We start from the raw sequence: 22,762 nt of genomic DNA, 5'->3' as shown, positions 1-22,762 counted from the left end.
ATCACGAGCAAAAGAACTATTATATAGTGGGAAATTTTTTGAATCTTATTATTATCCATATCAATCACTCCTTTAAGTAATATTAAGTCATTAAAATGATAACACAAATCCTTTCTCTAAGTCAAATATTTATCACAAAAACATAGGTTATATTGTTTTAATATATGTAATAATATCGTTTTTTTTGTGCTTATTGCACAAATTTCAGCGTTGTAAATTATCTCTTCATATCCGTATACAGAAGTATAGAAAAAGCCCCTCTCCACAGGAAAAGGGCTGCATTTCCATCTATTTTTCTTACATCTGATAATATTTGGCGTAAATTCCGCCTTTTTGCAGGAGAAACTCATGCGTTCCACGCTCTGCAATTCCATTTTCGGTGATGACGATGATCTCATCAGAACCTTTGATCGTGGAAAGACGATGAGCGATGGTGATCGTTGTGCGGTTTTTGGAAAGTTCTTCCAGGCTTTTCTGGATCTTTCGTTCACTCTCATTATCCAATGCACTGGTAGCTTCATCCAGGATCAGGATCGGAGGGTTTTTCAGGAAGACACGGGCAATGGAAATCCGCTGCTTCTGACCACCGGAGAGACGGGCACCACGTTCTCCGACAAAGGTTTCATACTGCTGTGGAAGTTCCATGATAAAGTCGTGGATGTTTGCACGTTTTGCAGCGGCAATGATCTCTTCGTCAGAGGCATCCGGTTTTCCGTAGGCAATATTATCACGGATCGTTCCTGAGAACAGGTAGACATCCTGCTGTACCATACCAATCTGTGAACGCAGGCTTTTCAGGGTGAGATGGCGGATATCCTGGCCGTCGATCGTAATGCGTCCGGCTGTCACATCGTAGAAGCGGGGCAGCAGAGAACAGATTGTAGTCTTTCCGCTGCCGGAAGGACCCACCAGAGCGACAGATCTGCCGGCAGGGATCTCAATGGATACATTGGAAAGAACCGTTGTATCATCATCACTATAATGAAAGGATACATCCTCATAGCAGACTCTTCCTTTTACATTTGTAAGATCAACGGCATCGGGTGCATCCTGGATCTCGGGAACAGTTTCCATGACATCGAGAAACCGTCGGAAACCGGAAAGCCCTTTCTGCATCATTTCCACCAGTTCTACAAGAATCTGGATCGGACTGATAAAGATACCAATATACAGTGCATACATTGCAAGGTCTGCAGCCTGCATCTGTCCCCGGGCGATCAGATAACCGCCATAGACCAGTGTAATAAGATACATCAGTCCCTGAAAAAATAAATTGGAACTCATAAAAGATCCCATGCAGTGGTAGTTATCATTTTTGGAAAGAAGAAAGGCATGGTTGCTTTTCTTAAATTTTTCACGTTCCAGATCTTCATTTGCGAAGGACTGTACGATCCGGATACCGGAAAGAGTGTCCTGCAGACTGGCGTTGATATCTCCAATCTTGCGGCGGTTTTCCATGAAAGTTTCCTGCATCTTGCGGTTCTGCCTGAAAGAAAAGAGGAACATCACAACGACCAGGATCGCTAATGGAAAAGCCAGTTTGTGGTTGATCATAAAAAGAAAAATAAATGCACCAATGATCTTTACAACAGAGATGAACAAATTTTCAGGACCATGATGGGCAAATTCCGAAATATCAAAAAGATCACTGACCAGTTTGCTCATCATCTGACCGGAATTGTTCTGACTGTAATAGGAGAAAGAAAGCTCCTCATAATGGTCAAAAAGCTGTTGGCGCATATCCCGTTCCATGTTCGCTCCCATCATATGTCCCTGATAACTTACATAATATTTGCAGAGACTCTGGATCAGGTACATCAGGAGAAGTCCTGAAGCGATCCATGGAAGTGCATGGAGAATGACAGCAGTATCTCTGGTAAATAAAGTCTTCGTCATAGTTCTGAGAATCTGCGGGTAGGAAAGATCTACCAGACTGATGATGGCAGCACAGATCAGATCAATAAAAAAGACCAGTTTATAAGGTTGATAATAGTGGATGAATTTTTTTAATGTATGCATAAGTTTCCCTCCGGTTAAAAATTTCATCTGAACAGAGTCATCTTAGCACAATTAAAATTTCTTGACAAGCACAGCAAGGTATGGTAAAAGGAAAGTTATCGGAAAAGGCAGAAAGAAAATGAAAACAGGAGACCGGAAAACAGACCGGAAGAAAAGACAGACAGGGAGAATACAGTGGATGAAAATTTATCTTGCCCCGCTTGAAGGGATTACAGGACATATATACAGAACAGCATTAAAAGAGTGCTTTGACGGATTTGACAAGTATTTTATTCCTTTTATCAGTCCGAACCAGAAAGGGCATTTCAGCACGAGGGAAAAGAAAGATGTGTTGCCGGAAAATAACCGTGGTGTTCTGGCAGTGCCGCAGATTTTGACGAACCAGGCAGAGGATTTTATAGAGACAGCTAAAAAGCTTGCAGAGTATGGATATGAAGAAGTGAATCTGAACCTTGGCTGTCCTTCCCGGACGGTTGTTACGAAAGGGCGTGGAGCAGGGTTCCTTGAAGAGCCGGATCGGCTGGATCGTTTTCTGGATGAAATCTTCAAGAAGCGTGAATGGAAGATTTCGGTGAAGACAAGGATCGGAATGAGTGAACCGGAAGAATTTGAAGAACTCCTGAAGATCTATAACCGGTATCCGTTGGAAGAGCTGATCGTACATCCAAGGCTGCAAAAGGATTTCTATAAAAATACACCGAATCTGGATGTATTTGCCATGGCGGCAGAAGAGAGCAGAAATCCACTCTGCTATAATGGGGATATCTGTAACGCGGAAGATCTGAAGAGGCTCAGAGAGCGGTTTCCGAAGCTGGATTGCGTGATGGTTGGACGCGGAGTGCTGGCAGACCCGGCACTGGGAAGAGTCCTGAAAGGCGGAGGGCAGGCAGAAAAGGCAGAACTCAGAAAGTTCCATGATCTTTTATACCGGGCATATTGTGAGGAAATGTCTGGTGACAGAACGGTATTATATAAGATGAAAGAATTGTGGTTTTATTTCTCGGGACTTTTTACGAATGGGAAAAAGTATTATAAAAAGATAAAAAAATGTGAAAGATGTGTTATTTACGAGAGTATTGTAAATGAGCTTTTTATGAAGGAAGAGGTTATACATGGTTGATGCATTATTAAAGATGGACGGAGAAATTCTGCTTTTTATCCAGGATCATATCCGGCAGGAATGGATGGACTGGTTCTGGAAAGCAGTGACTCATCTGGGAGACGGAGGTGTTTTCTGGATTCTGCTGGGAATAATTCTTCTGTTTTCCAAAAAGACAAGACCTGCGGGAGTTGCCGCATTGCTGGCACTGCTGGTGGGGGCGTTGATCACGAATGTCTGCCTGAAAAATTTTGTGGCAAGGATAAGACCTTATGAAGTGGTAGAGGGACTCAGGCTGATGATCGAACGTCAGAGGGATTACTCTTTCCCGTCGGGGCATACGAGTGCTTCTTTTGCGGCAGCCTGTGCATTAGTCAGGACATTGCCCCAAAAATGGGGAACAGTCTGCATGATTCTTGCAGGTGTGATCGCCCTGTCAAGGTTGTATGTCGGTGTCCATTATCCAAGTGATGTCCTTGGAGGAATGGTGGTCGGAATTTTTGCCGGCTGGGCAGGATGGAAACTGATGCAGATGCTGATGTTGCAGATGGAGAAAAAAAGAAGATCAGTTTAAAAGCAAATACCGGAAGCAGCTTTCATTCTGCCTCCGGTATTATTTTTGTATCCTTTAAAAATTAATTTTCTTTTTCGTGCTGCTTTGCCAGAGCGGCTTCTACAAATCCTTTAAATAAAGGATGCGGACGGTTCGGTCTGGATTTCAGCTCAGGATGTGCCTGAGTGGCAATGAACCATGGATGAGACGGGATTTCTACCATCTCTACGATCCGGCTGTCCGGAGAAAGTCCGCACAGAGACATTCCGTTTGCTTCCAGTACTTCACGGTAATCGTTATTTACTTCATAGCGGTGACGGTGACGTTCATGGATCTCTTTTGTGCCATATAATCTGTATGCGAGAGAGTCTTCCTTCAGCACGCAGGGATAAGAACCAAGTCTTAAAGTTCCTCCGATATCTTCGATTCCGATCTGATCCTCCATGATATGGATGACCGGATGGGTTGTATCCGGGTTCAGTTCCATACTGTGGGCATCTTTGTAGCCGATGACATCACGGGCAAATTCCACAATGGAAAGCTGCATTCCGAGACAGAGACCAAGGAACGGGATATTGTGGGTACGTGCATAACGGATTGCTTCGATCTTCCCCTCTATACCGCGGTGGCCAAATCCGCCAGGAACAAGAATACCGCTGACATCAGCAAATAACTCTTCGGCATTTTCAGAAGTAACTGTTTCGGAGTCGATCCATTTGATATTGACAGTTGTATGGCTGTAAATTCCGCCATGTTTTAATGCTTCTACGACACTGATATAAGCGTCATGAAGCTGGATATATTTTCCGACAAGGGCAACAGTAACTTCCTGTGTCGGGTGACGGAGTTTTTCAACCATTTCAGTCCAGTCTGCCAGATCCGGTTCAGGACAGTCAAGATGGAGACATTCACATACTACCTGTGCAAGGTGTTCTTTTTCCATTGCCAGAGGTGCTTCGTAAAGATATTCTACATCCAGGTTTTGAAGGACATGATCTGCCGGAAGATTACAGAACAGGGAAATTTTGTTCTTCATGCCATCATCGAGAGGATATTCGGAACGGCATACGATGATATCCGGCTGGATTCCCATTCCCTGAAGTTCCTTTACGCTGGCCTGGGTCGGTTTTGTCTTCATCTCCTGAGATGCTTTCAGATAAGGAATCAGGGTTACATGGATCAGAATCACATTCTCAGATCCGCGTTCATGCTGAAACTGACGAATGGATTCGAGGAAAGGCTGGCTTTCGATGTCACCGACTGTACCACCAACTTCAATGATGGCGATCTCTGTATCAGTAGCAGCGGGATTCCGGTAAAAACGGCTTTTGATCTCGTTCGTGATATGTGGGATGACCTGTACTGTTCCTCCGCCGAAATCTCCCCGACGCTCTTTTTGAAGAACGGACCAGTAAATTTTTCCAGTTGTAACATTTGAGTTTTTCGTCAGGCTCTCATCAATAAATCTTTCATAATGTCCGAGGTCAAGGTCTGTTTCAGCACCGTCATCGGTAACAAATACCTCACCATGCTGAACCGGATTCATCGTTCCCGGATCAATATTGATATAGGGATCAAATTTTTGCATTGTAACGGTATAGCCTCTTGCTTTGAGAAGACGCCCGAGAGATGCAGCGGTAATTCCCTTTCCAAGACCGGAGACTACTCCGCCTGTAACAAATACATATTTCACTGCCATAGTGTCTTTCCTCCTCCGTAGTATATTGGGGTTAATGTGAAAAAAATACTTTCCAAGTATACACCAATCGAAAAAAAAAATACAGTATTTTTTAAAAAATATCCCCTACAATTTCAGTAGGTAGAGAAATCCCCCGTAATTCTGCGGAAATTACGGGGGAAAGTAAAAATATAAAACTTCGGTAAATCAGACTTTAAAGCGTCTGCTTGGTTCATAGACTGCTTCACAGGTGAGCTGAACACCAAGCTTTTTAAAAGTCTTAATATCAACATCTGAGAGCATCACAGAAGTATGTGCCTGACAGCCTTTCAGCTTTGGAAGCTGGGAGAGAGCCAGTTCTGCAAGCGGGTTAGTTGCGGCACTTCCTGAGAGGGCAATCAGCACTTCATCTGTATGAAGACGTGGATTTTTACTCTTCAGGTATTCCACCTTCAGTTTCTGGATTGGCTCGATAGACTCAGGAGAGATGATCCTGATCGAGTGATCGACACCTGCCAGTTCTTTCAGAACATTCAGAAGCAGTGCGGCAGATGCTCCAAGAAGATTGGAAGTCTTTCCGGTGATGATCCGTCCATCCTCAAGTTCCAGTGCTGCCGCAGGTGCATCGGATTCTTTTGCACGCTCCAATGCCGTTACAGCAACTTTGCGGTCAGCGATAGTGATTCCAGCCATATTCATGAGCAGTTCGATTTTTTCAGCTTCTTTTTCAGAGGAATTCCCCTTCAGGAGGGAGCCAAGAGCAGTGTAATAACGGCGGATGATCTCCTGACAGGAGGCCTCACGGCAGGCTTCATCATCACAGATACAGTTACCAGCCATATTTACCCCCATGTCGGTAGGAGATTTGTAAGGACTTGATCCATAAATCTTTTCAAACATCGTATTTAATACAGGGAAAATCTCAACATCACGGTTATAGTTGACCGTCGTTTCTCCGTAAGCCTCCAGATGATAAGGGTCGATCATATTGACATCATTTAAATCTGCAGTAGCGGCTTCGTAAGCGAGATTGACCGGATGCTTAAGAGGCAGATTCCAGATAGGGAATGTTTCAAACTTTGCATAGCCGGCATCAATTCCACGCTGATGATCCTGATAAAGCTGGGAAAGGCAGACCGCCATTTTTCCGCTTCCAGGACCCGGTGCCGTTACGATGACCAGCGGATGGGAAGTTTCGATATAATCATTTTTGCCATAGCCTTCATCACTGACAATGAGAGGAATATTGGCAGGATATCCAGGAATATTATAATGGATATAGACCGGGATATTCAGCTTTTCCAGGCGGTGCTTGAACAAAAGGGCACTTTCCTGTCCTGAGAACTGCGTAATAACAACACTGCCGACAAAAAGTCCCTGCTCACGGTAAGTTCCGATCAGACGGATGACATCAGAATCATAAGTAATTCCGAGATCCCCGCGGATCTTGTTCTTTTCAATATCTTTGGCACTGATCGCAAAGACGATCTCAGCCTGGTCGCTGAGTTCTTTCAGAAGACGGAGTTTACTGTCGGGTTCAAATCCCGGAAGAACGCGGGAGGCGTGGTAGTCGTCAAAGAGCTTTCCGCCAAATTCAAGGTAAAGCTTTCCACCAAATTTTCCGATGCGGTTTCTGATATGCTCGGACTGCATTTTTAAATATTTTTCGTTATCAAATCCTATTTTCATTGTTGATTCCCCACTTTGTATTTACTGGATGCCAGGGTCAAAAGGTCTAAACCCACATGAGCTTGCTCATAGGTGGGTGAAAGACCTTAGGACCCGCCCCGATATGAGCATCAAAGTCGGGGGCTTTTGACCCCGACATCTTTACTGTTAAGTAGTATACTATAAACCGTCATGGTTTTACAATATTTTCATAAAAATTAAAGTATCTTATAGAAATGACGAGGTGCTTGCCGGTGTAGTAAGTTTGAAGAGACTTCTTAATCAATCAAATTTAAATTGAAGAAAAAATATGATATCATGTGAGTAACAATCGGAATTTATGATAGCGGAACGAAATCTGCGAAGGGGGTGTTCTCATGAAATTAGTCAGTCCGAAAACATTGCTGGCATCGTTGCTGGGTTGCACATTTGTTGTTATGAAAGTGATGACTTTTGACGGGCTGGTGGATATGTTTTGGATCATATTCATCGGATACCTGACCGTTAAAGCCATAGTTACAGCGTTTTCCCAGGAAGCCTATGATGAGGATATAAGGCAGGCACAGCAGGGAAAGGTCTTGTACCGTGACCTGTTTGGCAAATTCGCATACATTGCAGCAGATGTCCCGATTCTTTTGATTCTTTTGGCGGGCCTTTTGGCTTCGGTCTGTTCCGCAACAACGCTACTCAGAGCCACCCTGATTGGACTTTTGCTGATTGCAGTGGGATATGCTATCTGGTTCAGTTGGTATGTTTCAAAGCATAAACGGCTGCGCATGAAAAACGGTGAGTGGGGTACAGGGATTTTAAGCACAGAAGACGAGAAAGCGTGGAAACGCTCAAATCTGTGGCACGGTATAATTCTCGGAATTACCGGGGTGTTGTTTGCTCTTTATCTCATTTTCGGAGATCTGAGGATTTATTTCAATAACGCCAAACTGGAAAAAACACTATCCACTTTGGACTGTGACAGCATCACTTTGGAGAAGATTGTCCCCTTTGAATGGACCACTGTATATACCTTTGATCCCTATACCTCAAAGGAACGCATTGAGCGAGTGGTCGGTTCAAAAATCCCCGCTTTGAAAGAAAGTGTCAGCGAGGGTATGAACCATGTTGTGTTTACAAACAGAGGGCGGGTGGTGGCCAGCGTCTGTACCCATCCCGCAAGCACTGGGTACTATTTGAGCTTTACCGGCGGCGAAAATACATATTACAGTTATTCAGATGGTGGATATTCCCACATTGAGTACGGTGATGAGATTGTCTTTGAAGTAATGCAGGATGATGGATTTGTCAGGCTGTACGCTCGTGTTGAGGAATAATGTGTGGTCGCATATTGAATTATCTAATGGAGAGGCGACAAACAAAGCGAGGGATAAATTTGAATTTGTAATTGTGTCTGCACATGACAAGGAGGCTTTCAGATGAAAGATATTTTAAAGCATTATTCTAAGTATATACTCTTAGATACACTTGTAGTAGCTACGTTATTTGCAGGTGCTCACGCCATATTATCGCTTTTCCATCTGAAGTTTATAGAATGGGTTTATTATGCGGTAATCGGAATCATAATAATAGGAATACTGTTGGGCATATTTCAATTATTGTTAAAAATACGAAAGAACTATGTGAAATATGTAGCAATATGTGTTGGAGCCATTTGTCTCATACCTTTGACTTATATTTGCATTTTAATATTTGCTTTTACTTATAAACCGATGCATATAGTTGAAAAAGACGGAATCAAATGTGTTGCCTATGTGAGATCCTTTCTACAGGTATATGTTGATTATTATGAATACAAAAATCCACTTATTATAGGTAATGAAGTACTTTTTACCGATTATTTTGGAAAAGGCGGGTTTGATCCATTTGTTGATGGTTACGAAGATGATAGTATGATGGAAGAAAATGCTGCAATGGATGATACTACTGAAATAACTGATGATTCAGAAGACGAGAGAATAGATGATGAAAATATATTTTCTCAACAGGATAACGAGAGTGACACGGCAATCGATGCAGACAATGACGGCTATCCTTTGACAGAAGAATTTCAGCCCTATAAGAAGGAACTAACAGCTGTTGCAACTTATATTAAAGATAACGAGTTATACCATGATGTAAAGGCAGGGAATGAATTCAGCGAGTTTCTGGTATATAATATTTCTGCCAAAGGACATCCTTACGTTAATATTGCGGAGCAGGTATACGAGCAGGATGGCATTTCAATTATAGCAACGCACTACATTATTATTAACGAATCTTATGTTGAGAATGGTTCAAGAGAATATGTTTATCAAATTAAATTTGAAGACGAATCCGGTAATGAAGTAGCTTCCAGGAAGGTTGTGGATTTCTATCTAATAGATACTGAAACATTGGTGATTACTGATGAGAAAACAAATGATTGGCATTAATTCGGGAAAGTACCAGATAATGTACAGAAAGCTGTAATTTAACAACAATTTCCAGTTTGTAGAATTCAAAATTTAATATGACATGTGAGATAGAGCGTATGGAAATAAACTATACGTTCTATTTTTTTGCCTTTTTGAGAAAAATGATTAAAAAACTATTGACATTTTGTTACTGGAGTGATCCGGCTGTTTTTCGTAAAGCAGAAGAAGGGGGATTTTGGGTCAGCTTTCCTGATCTTCCTGAATGTATGACGCAAGGCGATAGTATGAATGAAGCTTATGAAATGGCAGTGGATGCGTTGGGGTTGTCTTTGTCCAGCATGGAAGATGAGGGCACCGCGTTTCCAAAGGCATCAGAACTTGACGCGGTGGATTCAGAAGACGGGGTTCTTGTTATTGTAGAATTTGATATGGCGGAGTATCGAAGAAAGAACAGATCTAAGGCTGTAAAGAAGACTCTTAGTATTCCGGAATGGCTGAACAGGTTGCACCGGTGCGAGAGCTGGCTGACTGCTGCCGGATGATACTAAAATGATACTAAGATGTTGGGGTCAAAAGCCCCCAACAATGATGCCAACGGATTGTTTCATGCTACGCACTCCCACAATCCTACCCGCTATTCGCATATCATGGTGCTTACGCCCCACTTTTATGCTCATATCGGGGCGGGTCAAAAGGTCATTCTACCACCAGTGTGCAAGCACACGTGGTTTCAGACCTTTTGCCCCTGGCATCATACTAATATCTTGCGGAAAGTGCAAAAAAGGCGGCAAAATGAAGAGAAAAGCAGGGAAAATGTAAGAAAAAAAGCAGGGAAATAGGGCAAAAAACGATACTTTATAAATTATTTATTGATTTATGGAAAGCCTGTATTTATAATGGAAGTTAGTTGATTTTAGGAGGAAAATGATGGATAACCAGAATAATAAGAACAAAGGTCCGAACAATAACCGGCAGGGATGGGGTATCATTTTATTTACCACGTTACTGATCACCTTTATTGTTATGGGCCTCTTTTCTCTTATGCGGGGAGGAACCCCGGAAGAGATCAGTTATGATAAATTCCTGAAGCTTGTAGACAATAAAAAGGTAGAGTCAGTGACGTTTACAAATTCCAGGATTAATATTGTACTTACGGATTCGGCAAGAAAGGAAAAGCTGAAGGGAACTTTAAAAGAAGTAAAGGATGAGAGTAAAAAAAGCAGTTCATCCAAAGAGTCCACGGAGAAAAGCGGTACTTCTGATTCTTCAAAGGACAGCAGTAGCTCAGCCGGGGAAAATGGAACCTATGATCTGATCAGTCAGCTCCAGGAGCAGATGCAGGACTCCGGAGATACGGAAGAGAAGGATCCTGATTATTATACCGGTCTTGTGAATGATGAAACACTTGTAGAGAAGCTGAAAAAGGGTGGAGTGCAGTTTAAGGCAGAAGTGCCGGATACGGCAGGTTCTCTGATCACGGAGCTGGTCATCACAGTTGTGCCAATCATTCTGATGGTATTGTTGTTCGCATTTTTTATGAAGCGGATGACCAAAGGCGGCGGTATGATGGGCATCGGAAAGAGCAATGCCAAGATGTATATGGAGAAGCAGACCGGAGTCACATTCCAGAATGTTGCCGGACAGGATGAAGCGAAGGAATCCTTGCAGGAAGTTGTTGATTTCCTTCATAATCCTGAGAAATACAGTGGGATCGGAGCGAAGCTGCCAAAGGGTGCATTGCTCGTCGGACCTCCTGGAACAGGTAAAACCCTGCTTGCCAAGGCAGTAGCCGGAGAAGCGGGCGTCCCGTTCTTCTCGTTGTCCGGTTCGGCTTTTGTAGAGATGTATGTAGGTGTAGGAGCTTCCCGTGTGCGTGATCTGTTCAAGCAGGCACAGCAGATGGCTCCATGTATTGTATTTATTGATGAGATTGATGCCATTGGAAAGACCCGTGATACAGCCATGGGTGGAAATGATGAGAGAGAGCAGACACTGAACCAGCTTCTTGCAGAGATGGATGGATTTGATACGAACAAAGGACTCCTTGTCCTTGCGGCTACAAACCGCCCGGAAGTGCTTGATCCAGCCCTGCTTCGTCCGGGACGGTTTGACCGCCGGATTATTGTAGATAAGCCGGATCTGAAGGGACGTGTGGATGTATTAAAAGTCCATGCAAAAGATGTCAAGATGGATGAAAGTGTGAACCTGGAAGAAATTGCACTGGCGACATCCGGTGCGGTAGGATCGGATCTCGCCAATATGATCAATGAGGCTGCGATCAATGCGGTAAAGAATGGCAGACAGGTCGTCAGTCAGAAAGATCTTTTTGAGGCAGTGGAAGTGGTACTGGTCGGTAAAGAGAAGAAAGATCGGATCATGAGTGCGGAAGAGCGGAGAATTGTTTCCTATCATGAGGTCGGACATGCACTGGTCACAGCACTTCAGAAAAATACGGAGCCTGTCCAGAAGATTACCATTGTGCCAAGAACAATGGGGGCCTTGGGGTATGTTATGCAGACACCGGAGGAAGAAAAATTCCTGAATACGAAGAAAGAGCTGGAAGCGATGATCGTAGTTGCACTTGGCGGTCGTGCCGCTGAAGAGATCGTCTTTGATACAGTGACGACCGGGGCATCCAACGATATCGAGCAGGCGACTAAGATTGCAAGAGCAATGATTACCCAGTATGGAATGTCTGACCGGTTCGGACTGATGGGACTGGAATCAATACAGAACCGTTATCTGGATGGAAGACCGGTGTTAAACTGCGGTGAGGCAACTGCAAGTCAGATTGATGAAGAAGTGATGCGGATGCTTAAGAGTTCTTATGAAGAGGCAAAACGTCTTCTGTCTGAAAACCGGGATGCACTGGATCGGATTGCTGCATTCCTGATTGAAAAAGAAACGATCACCGGAAAAGAATTTATGAAGATTTTCCGTGAAGTGAAGGGAATCCCGGAGCCGGTGGAGGGAGAAGACGGAAAAGAGCAGGCTGAATCCGGCAGGATCAATATGAAAGAAGTATAAAAAGGATCATAAAGCAGACGATAAGAGTTATGGAAGAAATTCATTTTAATATTCAGGAAGAATTAAAGAAACTCCCGGGAAGACCGGGAGTTTATATTATGCATGATGAAAAAGATCATATTATTTACGTGGGAAAAGCGATCAGTCTGAAAAATCGTGTGCGGCAGTATTTTCAGAGCAGTTATAATAAAAGTGTCAAGATCCAGCAGATGGTGACGCATATCCGCAGATTTGAATATATTGTGACGGATTCAGAACTGGAGGCACTGGTCCTGGAATGCAATCTGATCAAAGAACACAGACCCAAGTATAATACGATGCTGATGGATGATAAAGCGTATCCATTTATTAAAGTAACGACAGGAGAGACATTTCCACGGGTGCTGCTGGCAAGGAAAATGGTGAAAGACAGGGCAAGATATTTTGGACCTTATACAAGTTCCCAGGCGGTGCGGGATACGATTGACCTGATCCATAAACTGTATCACGTCAGGAGCTGCAACCGGAATCTTCCGAGAGATACAGGAAAAGAACGTCCCTGCCTGAATTATCATATTCACCAGTGCGATGCACCGTGTCAGGGATATATTTCCAAAGACGAGTACCGGAAATCCATTGATGAGGTGATCCGTTTCCTGAACGGAAATTTTGACGGAATACTGAAAGAGCTGGAAGAAAAGATGCAGGCAGCGTCTGAGGCACTGGAGTTTGAAAAAGCAATCGAATACAGAGAACTTCTGAACAGTGTTAAAAAGGTGGCACAAAAGCAGAAGATCACGGATTCAAGCGGAGAGGACCGGGATGTGCTGGCAGTAGCGTGCCAGGAGGACGATGCGGTTGTACAGGTGTTTTTTATCCGTGGAGGAAGACTGATCGGACGGGATCATTTCTATCTGCGTATTTCAAAAGGAGAGACAAAGGCGGAGATACTGGACAGTTTCATCAAGCAGTATTATGCGGGTACTCCTTTTATTCCGGGAGAACTGATGCTCCAGGAAGAACTGGAAGAACAGGCGTTACTGGAGGAATGGCTGAGTACAAAGCGGGGACAGAAAGTCACGATCAGAATCCCGAAGAAAGGGACAAAAGAAAAATTAGTAGAACTGGCAGGAGAAAATGCACAGCTTGTACTGAACAAGGATAAAGAACGGTTGAAAAGAGAAGAAGGCCGTACAATCGGTGCAGTGAAAGAAATTGCCGCCCTGCTTGGAATGGAACGGATCGTGAGAATGGAGGCCTATGATATTTCCAATACCAACGGATTTGAATCGGTTGGTTCTATGATCGTGTATGAGAATGGAAAGCCAAAACGGAATGATTATAGAAAGTTTAAGATCAAAAGTGTAAAAGGGCCGAATGATTATGCGAGTATGCGGGAAGTCCTTACAAGAAGATTTCAGCATGGACTGAAAGAAAAAGAAGAACTGAGGAAAAAAGGAGAAGATTCTCAGCTTGGCAGTTTTACTGCTTTCCCGGATCTGATCCTGATGGATGGAGGCAGAGGGCAGGTTAATATTGCTCTTCAGGTGCTGGATGAACTGCATTTAAATATTGCAGTCTGCGGAATGGTGAAGGATGACCATCACCGGACAAGAGGACTCTACTACAATAATATAGAAATCCCCATTGACCGGGATTCAGAGGCATTCCGCCTGATAACGCGGATTCAGGATGAGGCACATCGGTTTGCAATCGAATATCATCGGCAGCTTCGCGGGAAAGGACAGGTTCATTCTGTGCTGGATGATATTCCGGGGATCGGATCAGCCAGAAGAAAAGCCCTGATGCGGCACTTTCTAAGCCTGGATGCGATCCGGGATGCGAGTGTGGAAGAACTGGCAAAAATCCCGTCAATGAATCAAAAAGCAGCAGAATCAGTCTATGAGTTTTTACATTAATATGGTATAATAGACCAGTACGCAAGTATAAGGAAGGAGAAACGTTATGGATGGTGTAAGATTAACTGAGATTGTAGAAAAGATGAATCTGAAAAATCTCACTCCCGGAGTGGATATTACCGAGCGTAAGGTTCATGTACCGGATGTCAACAGACCGGCTTTGCAACTGACCGGCTTTTTTGATCATTTTGATCTGAATCGTGTTCAGATTATTGGAAATGTAGAGTGTGCCTATCTTGAGACACTTACGAGAGAGAGAAAAGATGAAATCTATGAAAAGCTTCTGGCACATAAAGTACCGTGTATTGTATTCAGTAATGATCTTCAGCCGGAATCTGAGTTTATAGAGACCGCAGAAAAGAATGATATTCCTGTGTTCGGAACCTGCAAAAAGACTTCCTCTTTTATGGGTGAGCTGATCCGCTGGCTGAATGTGAAGCTTGCTCCATGCATTTCAATTCACGGAGTACTTGTGGATGTATATGGTGTAGGCGTCCTGATCATGGGTGAGAGTGGGATCGGTAAAAGCGAGGCCGCTTTGGAACTGATTAAGAGAGGTCATCGTCTGGTGACAGATGATGTAGTTGAGATCCGCAAGGTCAGTGATGAGACACTGGTGGGTTCTGCACCGGATATTACAAGACATTTCATCGAACTTCGGGGAATCGGTATCGTAGATGTTAAGTCAATGTTTGGTGTGCAGAGTGTCAGAGAGACGCAGAATATCGATCTGGTGATCACGTTGGAAGACTGGAGCAGAGAGAAAGAGTATGACCGGCTCGGACTGGAAGAAGAGTATACAGAGTTCCTTGGCAACAAGGTAGTATGCCACAATATTCCGATTCGTCCGGGAAGAAATCTTGCGATCATCGTAGAGTCAGCAGCAGTAAACCACAGGCAGAAGCAGATGGGGTATAATGCCGCACAGGAACTCTATAAGCGTGTGCAGGAGAATCTTGCAAAAAAGAGACGATAGAAAGCAGGGGGCAGAGAATCCTCCGAAGAATAAAAATTTGAAAAAGGATTGGAGAAGAAGGATGAAGTATTGTTTTGGCGTAGATATCGGTGGTACGACAGTAAAGATGGGGTTATTTGCTGAGAATGGTGATATCAGAGATAAATGGGAAATTGTGACAAAGACAGAAGATGAAGGAAAAGCGATCCTTCCTGATGTTGCAGCAGCGATCAGCGGGAAGATGGAAGAGCATCATCTGACGAAAGAAGATATCAAGGGAATCGGAGTCGGAGTTCCTGCACCGGTTACCGCAGAAGGTGTGGTAAATGGAAGTGCCAATCTTGGATGGAAATATAAAGAAGCAAAAAAAGAACTGGAAGAGCTGACCGGAATGAAAGCCACATTTGGAAATGATGCGAATGTGGCAGCACTTGGTGAAATGTGGAAGGGCGGCGGAGCCGGATGCAAGAATCTGGTAATGGTGACGCTTGGAACAGGTGTCGGCGGTGGTGTGATCGTTGGCGGAAAAATCGTAGTCGGACAGTTCGGAGCCGGTGGAGAGATCGGTCATATGTGTGTGAATTACCATGAGACAAAGCAGTGTGGATGTGGAAGTTATGGATGCCTGGAACAGTATGCATCTGCAACGGGAATTGTCCGTCTTGCAACAGAGAAGCTGGAGTCAGAGACAAGATCAACACTTCTGAAAAAGGAAGAGCTTTCTGCAAAGGCAGTATTTGATGCTGTAAAAGAGGGGGATGAAGTTGCTACAGAGATCGCTACAGAGATGGGCGAGTATTTAGGACATGCACTTGCAAATATCGCAGCAGTGCTTGATCCGGCAATCTTTGTAATTGGCGGGGGAGTTTCCAAGGCAGGAGATGTACTGCTTCCATTTATTGAAAAGCCGTTTAAAGACAGAGCGTTCTTTGCAAGCCAGAATGTAAAATTTGCACTTGCTACATTGGGAAATGATGCAGGAATTTGCGGTGCGGCAAAGATGGTTCTGGGAGATTAAGGGCAGATAGCCGATGCATAATGATATCAAATAAATGAGAAATGAGCCGGAGTTTATGTCTATACGACTAAACTCTGGCTCATTGATTTTTGTCAGAATTACGAATTACGGTGCGGGCTGAACATCCGGTTCAGACGGAGTGGGAACAGTTCCACTGTTATCACCGTTCGTTCCGGAAGGATCATCACCATTTGCAGAGTTATTCGGATCATCAGAATTATCAGGATCTTCAACAGAAGGATCATCATTGGAAGGTTCCGGTGCAACATAATGACCGGAACAACTCTGGGTTGGAGCATTATCTTTTGCAAAATACTCTGTCAGAGAAGGACAACTGCCGGTAGCGAGAAGTCCGGTTCTGGTACAGATCGTCTTCTGAACCACAGAAGAAGGAATTTCGAAATCTTTATATGCAAGACTTTTCGTTTCCTGAATCCGTTCCATGATATTTTTCCACAATTTCTGATGCCAGCTCTGACTCAGGTTACTCATGGTTTTTGATTCATCATATCCACCCCATACGGAAGCTGTATAATATGGTGTATAGGCAGCAATCCAAAGGTCATTACTTTCCTGGCTGGTACCGGTCTTTGCAGCAACAGGCATATTGCTCAGACGAGCCGAACCTCCGGTTCCTCCTGCACCATTTACAACATCCTCCATTGCACTGGTAAGAAGATAAGCGGTGGAGTCTTTGATGACTTCGTGGCTCAGAGGAGTGGTGTTATCCAGAAGAACATTGCCATCATGGTCAAGAATCTGGGTATACAGAGTAGGTTCTATATAAGTTCCACCATTGGCGATCGCTGCGTAAGCTGCGGTCAGTTCTGTATTGTAGACACCGAGAGTCAGTCCTCCGAGTGCTTTTGCCTGGGAATTTTTGTCGGCATCGGTCAGTGTTGTAAATCCGAAGTTGAGAAGATAGTCATAACTCTCAGTTTCTCCTACATAATCCGTCAGAGTCTTTACAGCAAGTACGTTCATGGAATGCTCGATTCCATAGCGGACTCTGGTTGCACCGATATACTTTTTATCCCAGTTCTTAACTTCCTGACCATTCTTGTATTCATACGGTTCATCATCAATCGTAGTAGCAAGGGTCAGCTTATTTTCATTGAGGGCAGGTGCATAGGATGCCAGGATCTTGAAACAGGATCCCGGCTGTCTGTAAGAATCAGTTGCACGGTTCAGGGAAAGACTGGAAGTCTTTTCGCCACGTCCACCGACTATAGCTTTGATCTGTCCGGTATACTGATCCATCACAACGACAGAAGCCTGTGGCTGTGGTGAAAGCTCGATCCGTTCATCTACAGTATCTCCGGCTGCCTCATCAATGTTCAGGGTACTCTTATAGTTGTTGATTGCATTCTGGGCTGCATCCTGCGTACTGAATACGAGAGGATACTGATCCCCGGTTGTACTGGAAATATAGGCTGCAAGCTGTTCTTTACTGTAGTTCTCAGAAGTACCGTCTGTATGATGGACTGTAAGTGCGTAATCAAGTCCCCATTCACTTCCGGCAAGGTAATTGTCTACATTGGCAACTTCCCCATCGCAGATCGACTGGATATCAGCGTCCTGCGTAGCTGTGATCGTAAGTCCGCCACTGTAGAGCAGGTTGTAAGCCTGCGTTTCAGAGTAGCCCTTTTTATTTACCAGATCTTTTACAATCTGCTTGATCAGGGCATCTACAAAATAGCTGTATGGTTTGCTTGTCTGCGTATTGGATGCCGTCTCTAAAATCCGGTCGTAAACATTATCTGCCATGGCTTCGTCATATTCTGTCTGATTGATGAAACCGAGTTTCTTCATATTGTTCAGTACTTTTTCACGACGTCTGGCATTGACATCCGGGTGCTTGACCGGATCATTCCCGGATGGACTCTGGGTAATTCCTGCAATAACGGCACATTCTGAAAGAGTAAGATCTGCAGCATCTTTATTGAAATAACGCTTTGCGGCAGTCTGAACACCAAGACATCCCTGACCGAGATTGATGGTATTCATGTATGCTTCCAGAATTTCTTTTTTTGACATCTGCTTTTCAATTTTGAGAGCAAGATACTGTTCCTGTATCTTACGCTCGAAACGTTCAGAATTTGTCTCATTGACAAAGTTAGGGAATACATTATTTTTAATGAGCTGCTGGGTCAGAGTACTTGCACCTTCTGTGAAATGAAAGCCGTGAGTGACACCTACAACTCCTGCACGGATGATTCCCTGGAGATCAATTCCGTTGTGCTTATAGAAACGTTCATCCTCGATGGCAACAAAAGCATCACCCATATACTTGGAAATTTCGTCATATTTCTTGTATACACGGTTGGAATCAGAATCTTTAAGCTGTTCCAGCACGGTTCCGTTCTGATCTACAATGGATGTCGTATACCCCTGAGGAAGGATATCCTTAGCGGTAACTTCCGGTGTATTATCAATGACATGCTTGACAAACACACCACCTGCGGCAACACCGACGATCCCGAGCAAAAGGATGCACAGAACAAATGCCTTAAATAAACGGACACCGACACGTTTCTTTTTCATTCTCTTTTTAGAAGAAATCCGCTTCTTTCTTCTTGAAAGATTCGATTTTCCATAATTCACGAATAAAATCCTCCTTTTTTCACTTCTATGATTATATCAAACTTACCTTTTTAAATAAAGCTAAAAATAAAAAGTTCATATTTTAAGAAGTAAAACTTAAGAAAATCTTGCAGTTTCATGGGCAGATGTATATCATAGGAGATAGCAAATATGAGAAAAATGAAAAGGAGCAACAGGTGGAAAGTTATCAGACAGTATACAGAGGCGGGATGGGAGAGATTATTGAAAAAAAATCCCGTTTTATAGCAGAAGTTTATCCGATAGAATCTGAAGAGCAGGCAGCTCAGATCCTGGAGGAGACGAGAAAAAAATATTGGGATGCAAGACATCACTGCTGGGCATATGTTCTTGGAAGAAATCCAGCTGCTGAGAGAATGAGCGATGACGGTGAACCGGCAGGGACAGCCGGAAAGCCAATCCTGGAAGTGATCCGGGGCAGAAAGCTGACGGATGTACTTGTTATCGTGACGAGATATTTTGGAGGAACACTGCTTGGAACAGGTGGACTGGTCAGGGCTTATACATCTGCGGCCATAGACGGACTGGAACATAGTGAAAGTATAACCAGAATCCATGGAATTAAACTGTTGATCCGGGCAGAGTACACAGATCTGGGGAAAATACAGTATCTGCTTGCAAGCCGGGATGTGATCCAGTTAGATCCGGTATATACAGATAAAGTGGAGTTGATGGCTTTAGTTCCGGTTGAGCAGATGAAAGGTCTGAAAGCAGATCTGATGGAAGGAACAAATGGACAGGTGGTTCTGGATGAAACGGTGCAGTGCTGGTTTGCACAGACGGAAGATGGTATCCGCATTTTTTCAGAGTGGGTGGAAGAGTAGAGAGAAGGCAGTAATAAAACTCTGTCGATGAGCATGGCAATGCAGAGAGTATGTTACGGGATATGTCACTGGAACTTTTCCGGGTTATTTTGACATAAAAAGAGACCTGCGGTCGGGAAAAATCTCCTGACTGCAGGTCTTTTAACCGTTCCAGTTAACGGAACACTACATATGGATTATGAAAATTCAGGCTCGATCAGACCGAAAGAACCATCTTTTCTTTTATATACTACATTTACTTCATCAGTCTCTGCATTGGAGAATACGAAGAAACTATGTCCGAGCAATTCCATCTGGATGCAGGCATCCTCAGGGAACATAGGCTTGATGCCGAATTTCTTTGTACGAACGATTTGAATTTCGTCATCCTCTGCTGCGTCATCTTCCGTCTCGAAAAATTCTTTTCTGAAGCTGTTTCCGGTAGATGTATAGGAAGTAGGATGTCCCTGGCTGCGGGCTACAAGCTTGTTCTTATATTTGCGAAGCTGACGCTCGATGACCTCTTCCACAAGATCAATGGAGACATACATATTATCACTGGTCTGTTCAGAACGAATGATATTTCCTTTTACCGGAATTGTGACCTCGATCTTCTGACGTCCCTTTTCAACGCTGAGAGTTACATTAATTTCTGTCTCAGGAGTGAAGTACCTTTCAAGTTTTCCTAATTTCTGTTCGATAGCATCCTTTAATCCCGGTGTTACCTCAATATTTTTTCCGCTGATAATAAAATTCATGCTGCTCAACTCCTTTGTTCAAATTATACAGAAGAAATGGTGAGTTCTATCTGTATTATGGATATATTATAACATAAACTTCCGCTTCTGTATATAAGAAATCCGGTCAAATTCAGAAAAAACCGAAAATTGACCGGAAGTGTGCGACAATATCTTCTATAATAAAAGGAGGTTTCAACTGCTCGTGCGAACAGATTATTTATTGATCATACTACGCTTTCTCATTCTTGAATCCAGGATTTTCTTCCGGATACGGAGATTCTTAGGAGTAACCTCCAAAAGCTCATCTGTATCAATAAAATCAAGTGCCTGTTCCAGACTTAAAATACGTGGCGGAGTCAGGCGGAGTGCCTCATCAGCACTGGAAGAACGGGTGTTGGTCAGATGCTTTGTCTTGCAGACATTCAGCTCGATATCTTCTGCCTTACCATTCTGTCCGATGACCATTCCAGAATAAACCTTTTCACCTGCACCAATAAAGAGAGTACCACGTTCCTGGGCACTGTAAAGTCCGTAAGTTACAGACTCACCGGTCTCGAATGCGATCAGAGATCCCTGCTTACGGTACTGGATATCTCCTTTATATGGAGCATATCCCTCAAAACTTGTATTGATGATACCATTTCCCTTTGTATCAGTCATGAACTCACCACGGTATCCGATCAGACCACGTGCAGGAATCAGGAACTCAAGACGGGTATAACCTCCGTTGGAAGGTGCCATGTTGCGAAGTTCCCCTTTCCGCTGACCAAGTTTTTCAATGACAACTCCGGTAAATTCATCCGGGACATCAATATAGGCAAGCTCCATAGGTTCTGTCTTCTTCCCGTTTTCATCTGTATGGTAGAGAACTTCTGCTTTACTTACTGCGAACTCATATCCTTCACGACGCATATTCTCGATCAGGACAGAAAGGTGAAGCTCTCCACGACCGGAAACTTTGAAGCTGTCGGCATTCTCAGTCTCTTCTACACGGAGGCTGACATCAGTATTAAGCTCACGGAAAAGACGGTCACGAAGATGACGGGAAGTTACGAACTTTCCTTCCTGTCCGGCAAATGGACTGTCATTTACGATGAACTGCATGGAGATCGTAGGCTCTGAGATCTTCTGGAAAGGAATTGCCTCCGGTTTCTCAGGAGAGCAGAGAGTATCTCCGATGGAAATATCTGCAATACCGGATACGGCAACGATTGCTCCGATGGTAGCTTCTTTTACTTCCACACGGTTCAGACCATCAAACTCATAAAGTTTACCGATCTTGACACGCTGCTGCTTGTCAGGATCATGATGATTCACAACAACCATGTCCTGGTTGACAGCGATCGTACCGTTCTCAACTTTACCAACTCCGATACGTCCAACATATTCATTGTAGTCGATGGTACTGATGAGCATCTGGGACGGAGCTTCAGGATCTCCCTCCGGTGCCGGAATATAGTCAAGGATCGTCTCAAATAAAGGCTTCATATCCTGCTTTTCATCAGAAAGGTCGAGGACAGCAACCCCGGCTTTTGCAGAAGCGTATACAAAAGGACACTCCAACTGGTCATCCGATGCACCGAGATCAATAAACAGTTCGAGAACCTCATCAATCACATCGTCAGGTCTTGCCTCCGGGCGGTCGATTTTGTTGATACATACAATAACCGGAAGGTTCAGCTCAAGAGCTTTTCTTAATACGAATTTGGTCTGCGGCATAGCACCCTCAAAGGCATCTACAACAAGTACAACACCATTTACCATCTTAAGGACACGCTCCACCTCTCCGCCAAAGTCAGCATGACCAGGAGTATCAATGATATTGATCTTAACCCCATTATAATGTACGGCAGTATTTTTGGAAAGAATTGTGATTCCACGTTCACGTTCAATATCGTTGGAGTCCATGACACGTTCTTCTACTTCCTGATTTTCACGGAATACACCGCTCTGCTTTAAAAGCTCGTCAACCAGAGTTGTCTTACCGTGGTCAACATGGGCGATAATTGCAACATTTCTTACATCTTCACGCTTTGTCTTCATAAATTTATACACTCTTTCTTTATCTGTCTAAAATTCACTCATATCTGTAACTTCCTTATTTTATCACAAAAAATGAAATTTACAAGATAGAAATAGAAATAGAGATTGTTCGGGATGCATCAAAAAAGAAAAACAGAAAAAATACAAATAAAATAAACTGTTCAAAATAAACAAAAATAATTTTAAAAATAACGAATAAATGTAAAATTTGTGTAAAATGTCAGTTAGAATAAA

16 protein-coding genes are annotated in these 22,762 nt (G+C 43.5%); 10 read left to right on the top strand and 6 right to left on the bottom strand.

Going from position 1 to position 22,762, the window contains the following annotated elements; translation table 11 throughout:
- Positions 1 to 297: 297 nt before the first annotated feature.
- Positions 298 to 2,019 carry an ABC transporter ATP-binding protein gene (locus tag NQ541_RS08260; protein ID WP_044940860.1) on the bottom strand — a complete coding sequence of 574 codons (1,722 nt, stop codon included), beginning with the start codon at positions 2,017 to 2,019 and terminating at the stop codon, positions 298 to 300.
- A gap of 178 nt (positions 2,020 to 2,197) precedes the next feature.
- Between NQ541_RS08260 and NQ541_RS08255 the strand changes: the two genes are divergently transcribed.
- Both NQ541_RS08255 and NQ541_RS08250 read left to right on the top strand, forming a co-directional pair.
- Positions 2,198 to 3,139, top strand: a complete 942-nt coding sequence (locus NQ541_RS08255) for a tRNA dihydrouridine synthase (protein WP_044940865.1) — start codon at positions 2,198 to 2,200, stop codon at positions 3,137 to 3,139.
- Complete coding sequence (locus NQ541_RS08250) at positions 3,132 to 3,692, top strand: phosphatase PAP2 family protein (RefSeq protein WP_005611744.1); 561 nt, start codon at positions 3,132 to 3,134, stop codon at positions 3,690 to 3,692. The genes NQ541_RS08255 and NQ541_RS08250 overlap by 8 nt, the downstream gene beginning before the upstream one ends.
- Positions 3,693 to 3,753: 61 nt before the next feature.
- Here NQ541_RS08250 and NQ541_RS08245 read toward each other — a convergent pair whose 3' ends face one another.
- Positions 3,754 to 5,370 (bottom strand): CTP synthase, encoded by a 1,617-nt coding sequence (locus NQ541_RS08245; protein WP_005611746.1) that lies wholly within the window; start codon positions 5,368 to 5,370, stop codon positions 3,754 to 3,756.
- Between the two features lie 186 nt (positions 5,371 to 5,556).
- Complete coding sequence (locus NQ541_RS08240) at positions 5,557 to 7,038, bottom strand: DUF1846 domain-containing protein (protein ID WP_005611748.1); 1,482 nt, start codon at positions 7,036 to 7,038, stop codon at positions 5,557 to 5,559.
- 356 nt (positions 7,039 to 7,394) lie between these two features.
- Here NQ541_RS08240 and NQ541_RS08235 point away from each other — a divergent pair, with 356 nt between their 5' ends.
- From NQ541_RS08235 to NQ541_RS08205, 7 genes are all read left to right on the top strand, one after another.
- A complete protein-coding gene (locus NQ541_RS08235; RefSeq protein ID WP_005611749.1) occupies positions 7,395 to 8,342 on the top strand; it encodes a hypothetical protein in 948 nt (315 codons plus the stop codon).
- Positions 8,343 to 8,444: 102 nt separating this feature from the next.
- The gene (locus tag NQ541_RS08230; protein ID WP_005611752.1) at positions 8,445 to 9,440 is read left to right on the top strand and encodes a hypothetical protein; all 996 of its coding nucleotides are present in this window, start codon (positions 8,445 to 8,447) and stop codon (positions 9,438 to 9,440) included.
- Between the two features lie 143 nt (positions 9,441 to 9,583).
- A complete protein-coding gene (locus tag NQ541_RS08225) occupies positions 9,584 to 9,964 on the top strand; it encodes a type II toxin-antitoxin system HicB family antitoxin (protein ID WP_044905603.1) in 381 nt (126 codons plus the stop codon).
- 385 nt (positions 9,965 to 10,349) lie between these two features.
- The gene (ftsH, locus tag NQ541_RS08220; protein ID WP_023922776.1) at positions 10,350 to 12,449 is read left to right on the top strand and encodes an ATP-dependent zinc metalloprotease FtsH; all 2,100 of its coding nucleotides are present in this window, start codon (positions 10,350 to 10,352) and stop codon (positions 12,447 to 12,449) included.
- Between the two features lie 29 nt (positions 12,450 to 12,478).
- Positions 12,479 to 14,347, top strand: a complete 1,869-nt coding sequence (gene uvrC / locus NQ541_RS08215) for an excinuclease ABC subunit UvrC (RefSeq protein WP_005610715.1) — start codon at positions 12,479 to 12,481, stop codon at positions 14,345 to 14,347.
- A 46-nt stretch (positions 14,348 to 14,393) separates the two neighbouring features.
- The gene (gene hprK / locus NQ541_RS08210; protein ID WP_005610716.1) at positions 14,394 to 15,323 is read left to right on the top strand and encodes an HPr(Ser) kinase/phosphatase; all 930 of its coding nucleotides are present in this window, start codon (positions 14,394 to 14,396) and stop codon (positions 15,321 to 15,323) included.
- Between the two features lie 61 nt (positions 15,324 to 15,384).
- A complete protein-coding gene (locus NQ541_RS08205) occupies positions 15,385 to 16,320 on the top strand; it encodes an ROK family glucokinase (protein WP_023922782.1) in 936 nt (311 codons plus the stop codon).
- 105 nt (positions 16,321 to 16,425) lie between these two features.
- Here the strand turns inward: NQ541_RS08205 and NQ541_RS08200 are convergent, their stop codons facing one another.
- On the bottom strand, positions 16,426 to 18,924 hold the full coding sequence (locus NQ541_RS08200; RefSeq protein ID WP_023922784.1) for a transglycosylase domain-containing protein: 2,499 nt from the start codon (positions 18,922 to 18,924) through the stop codon (positions 16,426 to 16,428).
- Positions 18,925 to 19,049: 125 nt separating this feature from the next.
- Here NQ541_RS08200 and NQ541_RS08195 point away from each other — a divergent pair, with 125 nt between their 5' ends.
- Positions 19,050 to 19,766, top strand: a complete 717-nt coding sequence (locus NQ541_RS08195; RefSeq protein WP_005610719.1) for a YigZ family protein — start codon at positions 19,050 to 19,052, stop codon at positions 19,764 to 19,766.
- A 176-nt stretch (positions 19,767 to 19,942) separates the two neighbouring features.
- Here the strand turns inward: NQ541_RS08195 and hpf are convergent, their stop codons facing one another.
- Entirely contained in the window at positions 19,943 to 20,503 is a 561-nt protein-coding gene (gene hpf / locus NQ541_RS08190) for a ribosome hibernation-promoting factor, HPF/YfiA family (RefSeq protein ID WP_005610720.1), read from the bottom strand.
- A gap of 195 nt (positions 20,504 to 20,698) precedes the next feature.
- Positions 20,699 to 22,528: a translational GTPase TypA gene (typA, locus tag NQ541_RS08185; RefSeq protein ID WP_005610721.1), complete on the bottom strand. Its 1,830-nt coding sequence runs from the start codon at positions 22,526 to 22,528 to the stop codon at positions 20,699 to 20,701.
- Positions 22,529 to 22,762 lie beyond the last annotated feature (234 nt).

The sequence above is a fragment of the [Ruminococcus] lactaris ATCC 29176 genome (assembly GCF_025152405.1).
GTDB lineage: Bacteria > Bacillota > Clostridia > Lachnospirales > Lachnospiraceae > Mediterraneibacter > Mediterraneibacter lactaris.
This window is presented reverse-complemented; position numbering and strand designations above follow the sequence as displayed.

Bases quoted from the DNA above. Each gene is read 5' to 3' on its own strand.
- NQ541_RS08255 (WP_044940865.1), top strand. From the start codon at position 2,198: ATGAAAATTTATCTTGCCCCGCTTGAAGGGATTACAGGACATATATAC.
- ftsH (WP_023922776.1), top strand. From the start codon at position 10,350: ATGGATAACCAGAATAATAAGAACAAAGGTCCGAACAATAACCGGCAG.
- NQ541_RS08260 (WP_044940860.1), bottom strand. From the start codon at position 2,019: ATGCATACATTAAAAAAATTCATCCACTATTATCAACCTTATAAACTG.
- NQ541_RS08250 (WP_005611744.1), top strand. From the start codon at position 3,132: ATGGTTGATGCATTATTAAAGATGGACGGAGAAATTCTGCTTTTTATC.
- NQ541_RS08230 (WP_005611752.1), top strand. From the start codon at position 8,445: ATGAAAGATATTTTAAAGCATTATTCTAAGTATATACTCTTAGATACA.
- NQ541_RS08240 (WP_005611748.1), bottom strand. From the start codon at position 7,038: ATGAAAATAGGATTTGATAACGAAAAATATTTAAAAATGCAGTCCGAG.
- hprK (WP_005610716.1), top strand. From the start codon at position 14,394: ATGGATGGTGTAAGATTAACTGAGATTGTAGAAAAGATGAATCTGAAA.
- NQ541_RS08235 (WP_005611749.1), top strand. From the start codon at position 7,395: ATGAAATTAGTCAGTCCGAAAACATTGCTGGCATCGTTGCTGGGTTGC.
- NQ541_RS08205 (WP_023922782.1), top strand. From the start codon at position 15,385: ATGAAGTATTGTTTTGGCGTAGATATCGGTGGTACGACAGTAAAGATG.
- typA (WP_005610721.1), bottom strand. From the start codon at position 22,528: ATGAAGACAAAGCGTGAAGATGTAAGAAATGTTGCAATTATCGCCCAT.
- uvrC (WP_005610715.1), top strand. From the start codon at position 12,479: ATGGAAGAAATTCATTTTAATATTCAGGAAGAATTAAAGAAACTCCCG.
- NQ541_RS08225 (WP_044905603.1), top strand. From the start codon at position 9,584: ATGATTAAAAAACTATTGACATTTTGTTACTGGAGTGATCCGGCTGTT.
- hpf (WP_005610720.1), bottom strand. From the start codon at position 20,503: ATGAATTTTATTATCAGCGGAAAAAATATTGAGGTAACACCGGGATTA.
- NQ541_RS08245 (WP_005611746.1), bottom strand. From the start codon at position 5,370: ATGGCAGTGAAATATGTATTTGTTACAGGCGGAGTAGTCTCCGGTCTT.
- NQ541_RS08195 (WP_005610719.1), top strand. From the start codon at position 19,050: ATGTATATCATAGGAGATAGCAAATATGAGAAAAATGAAAAGGAGCAA.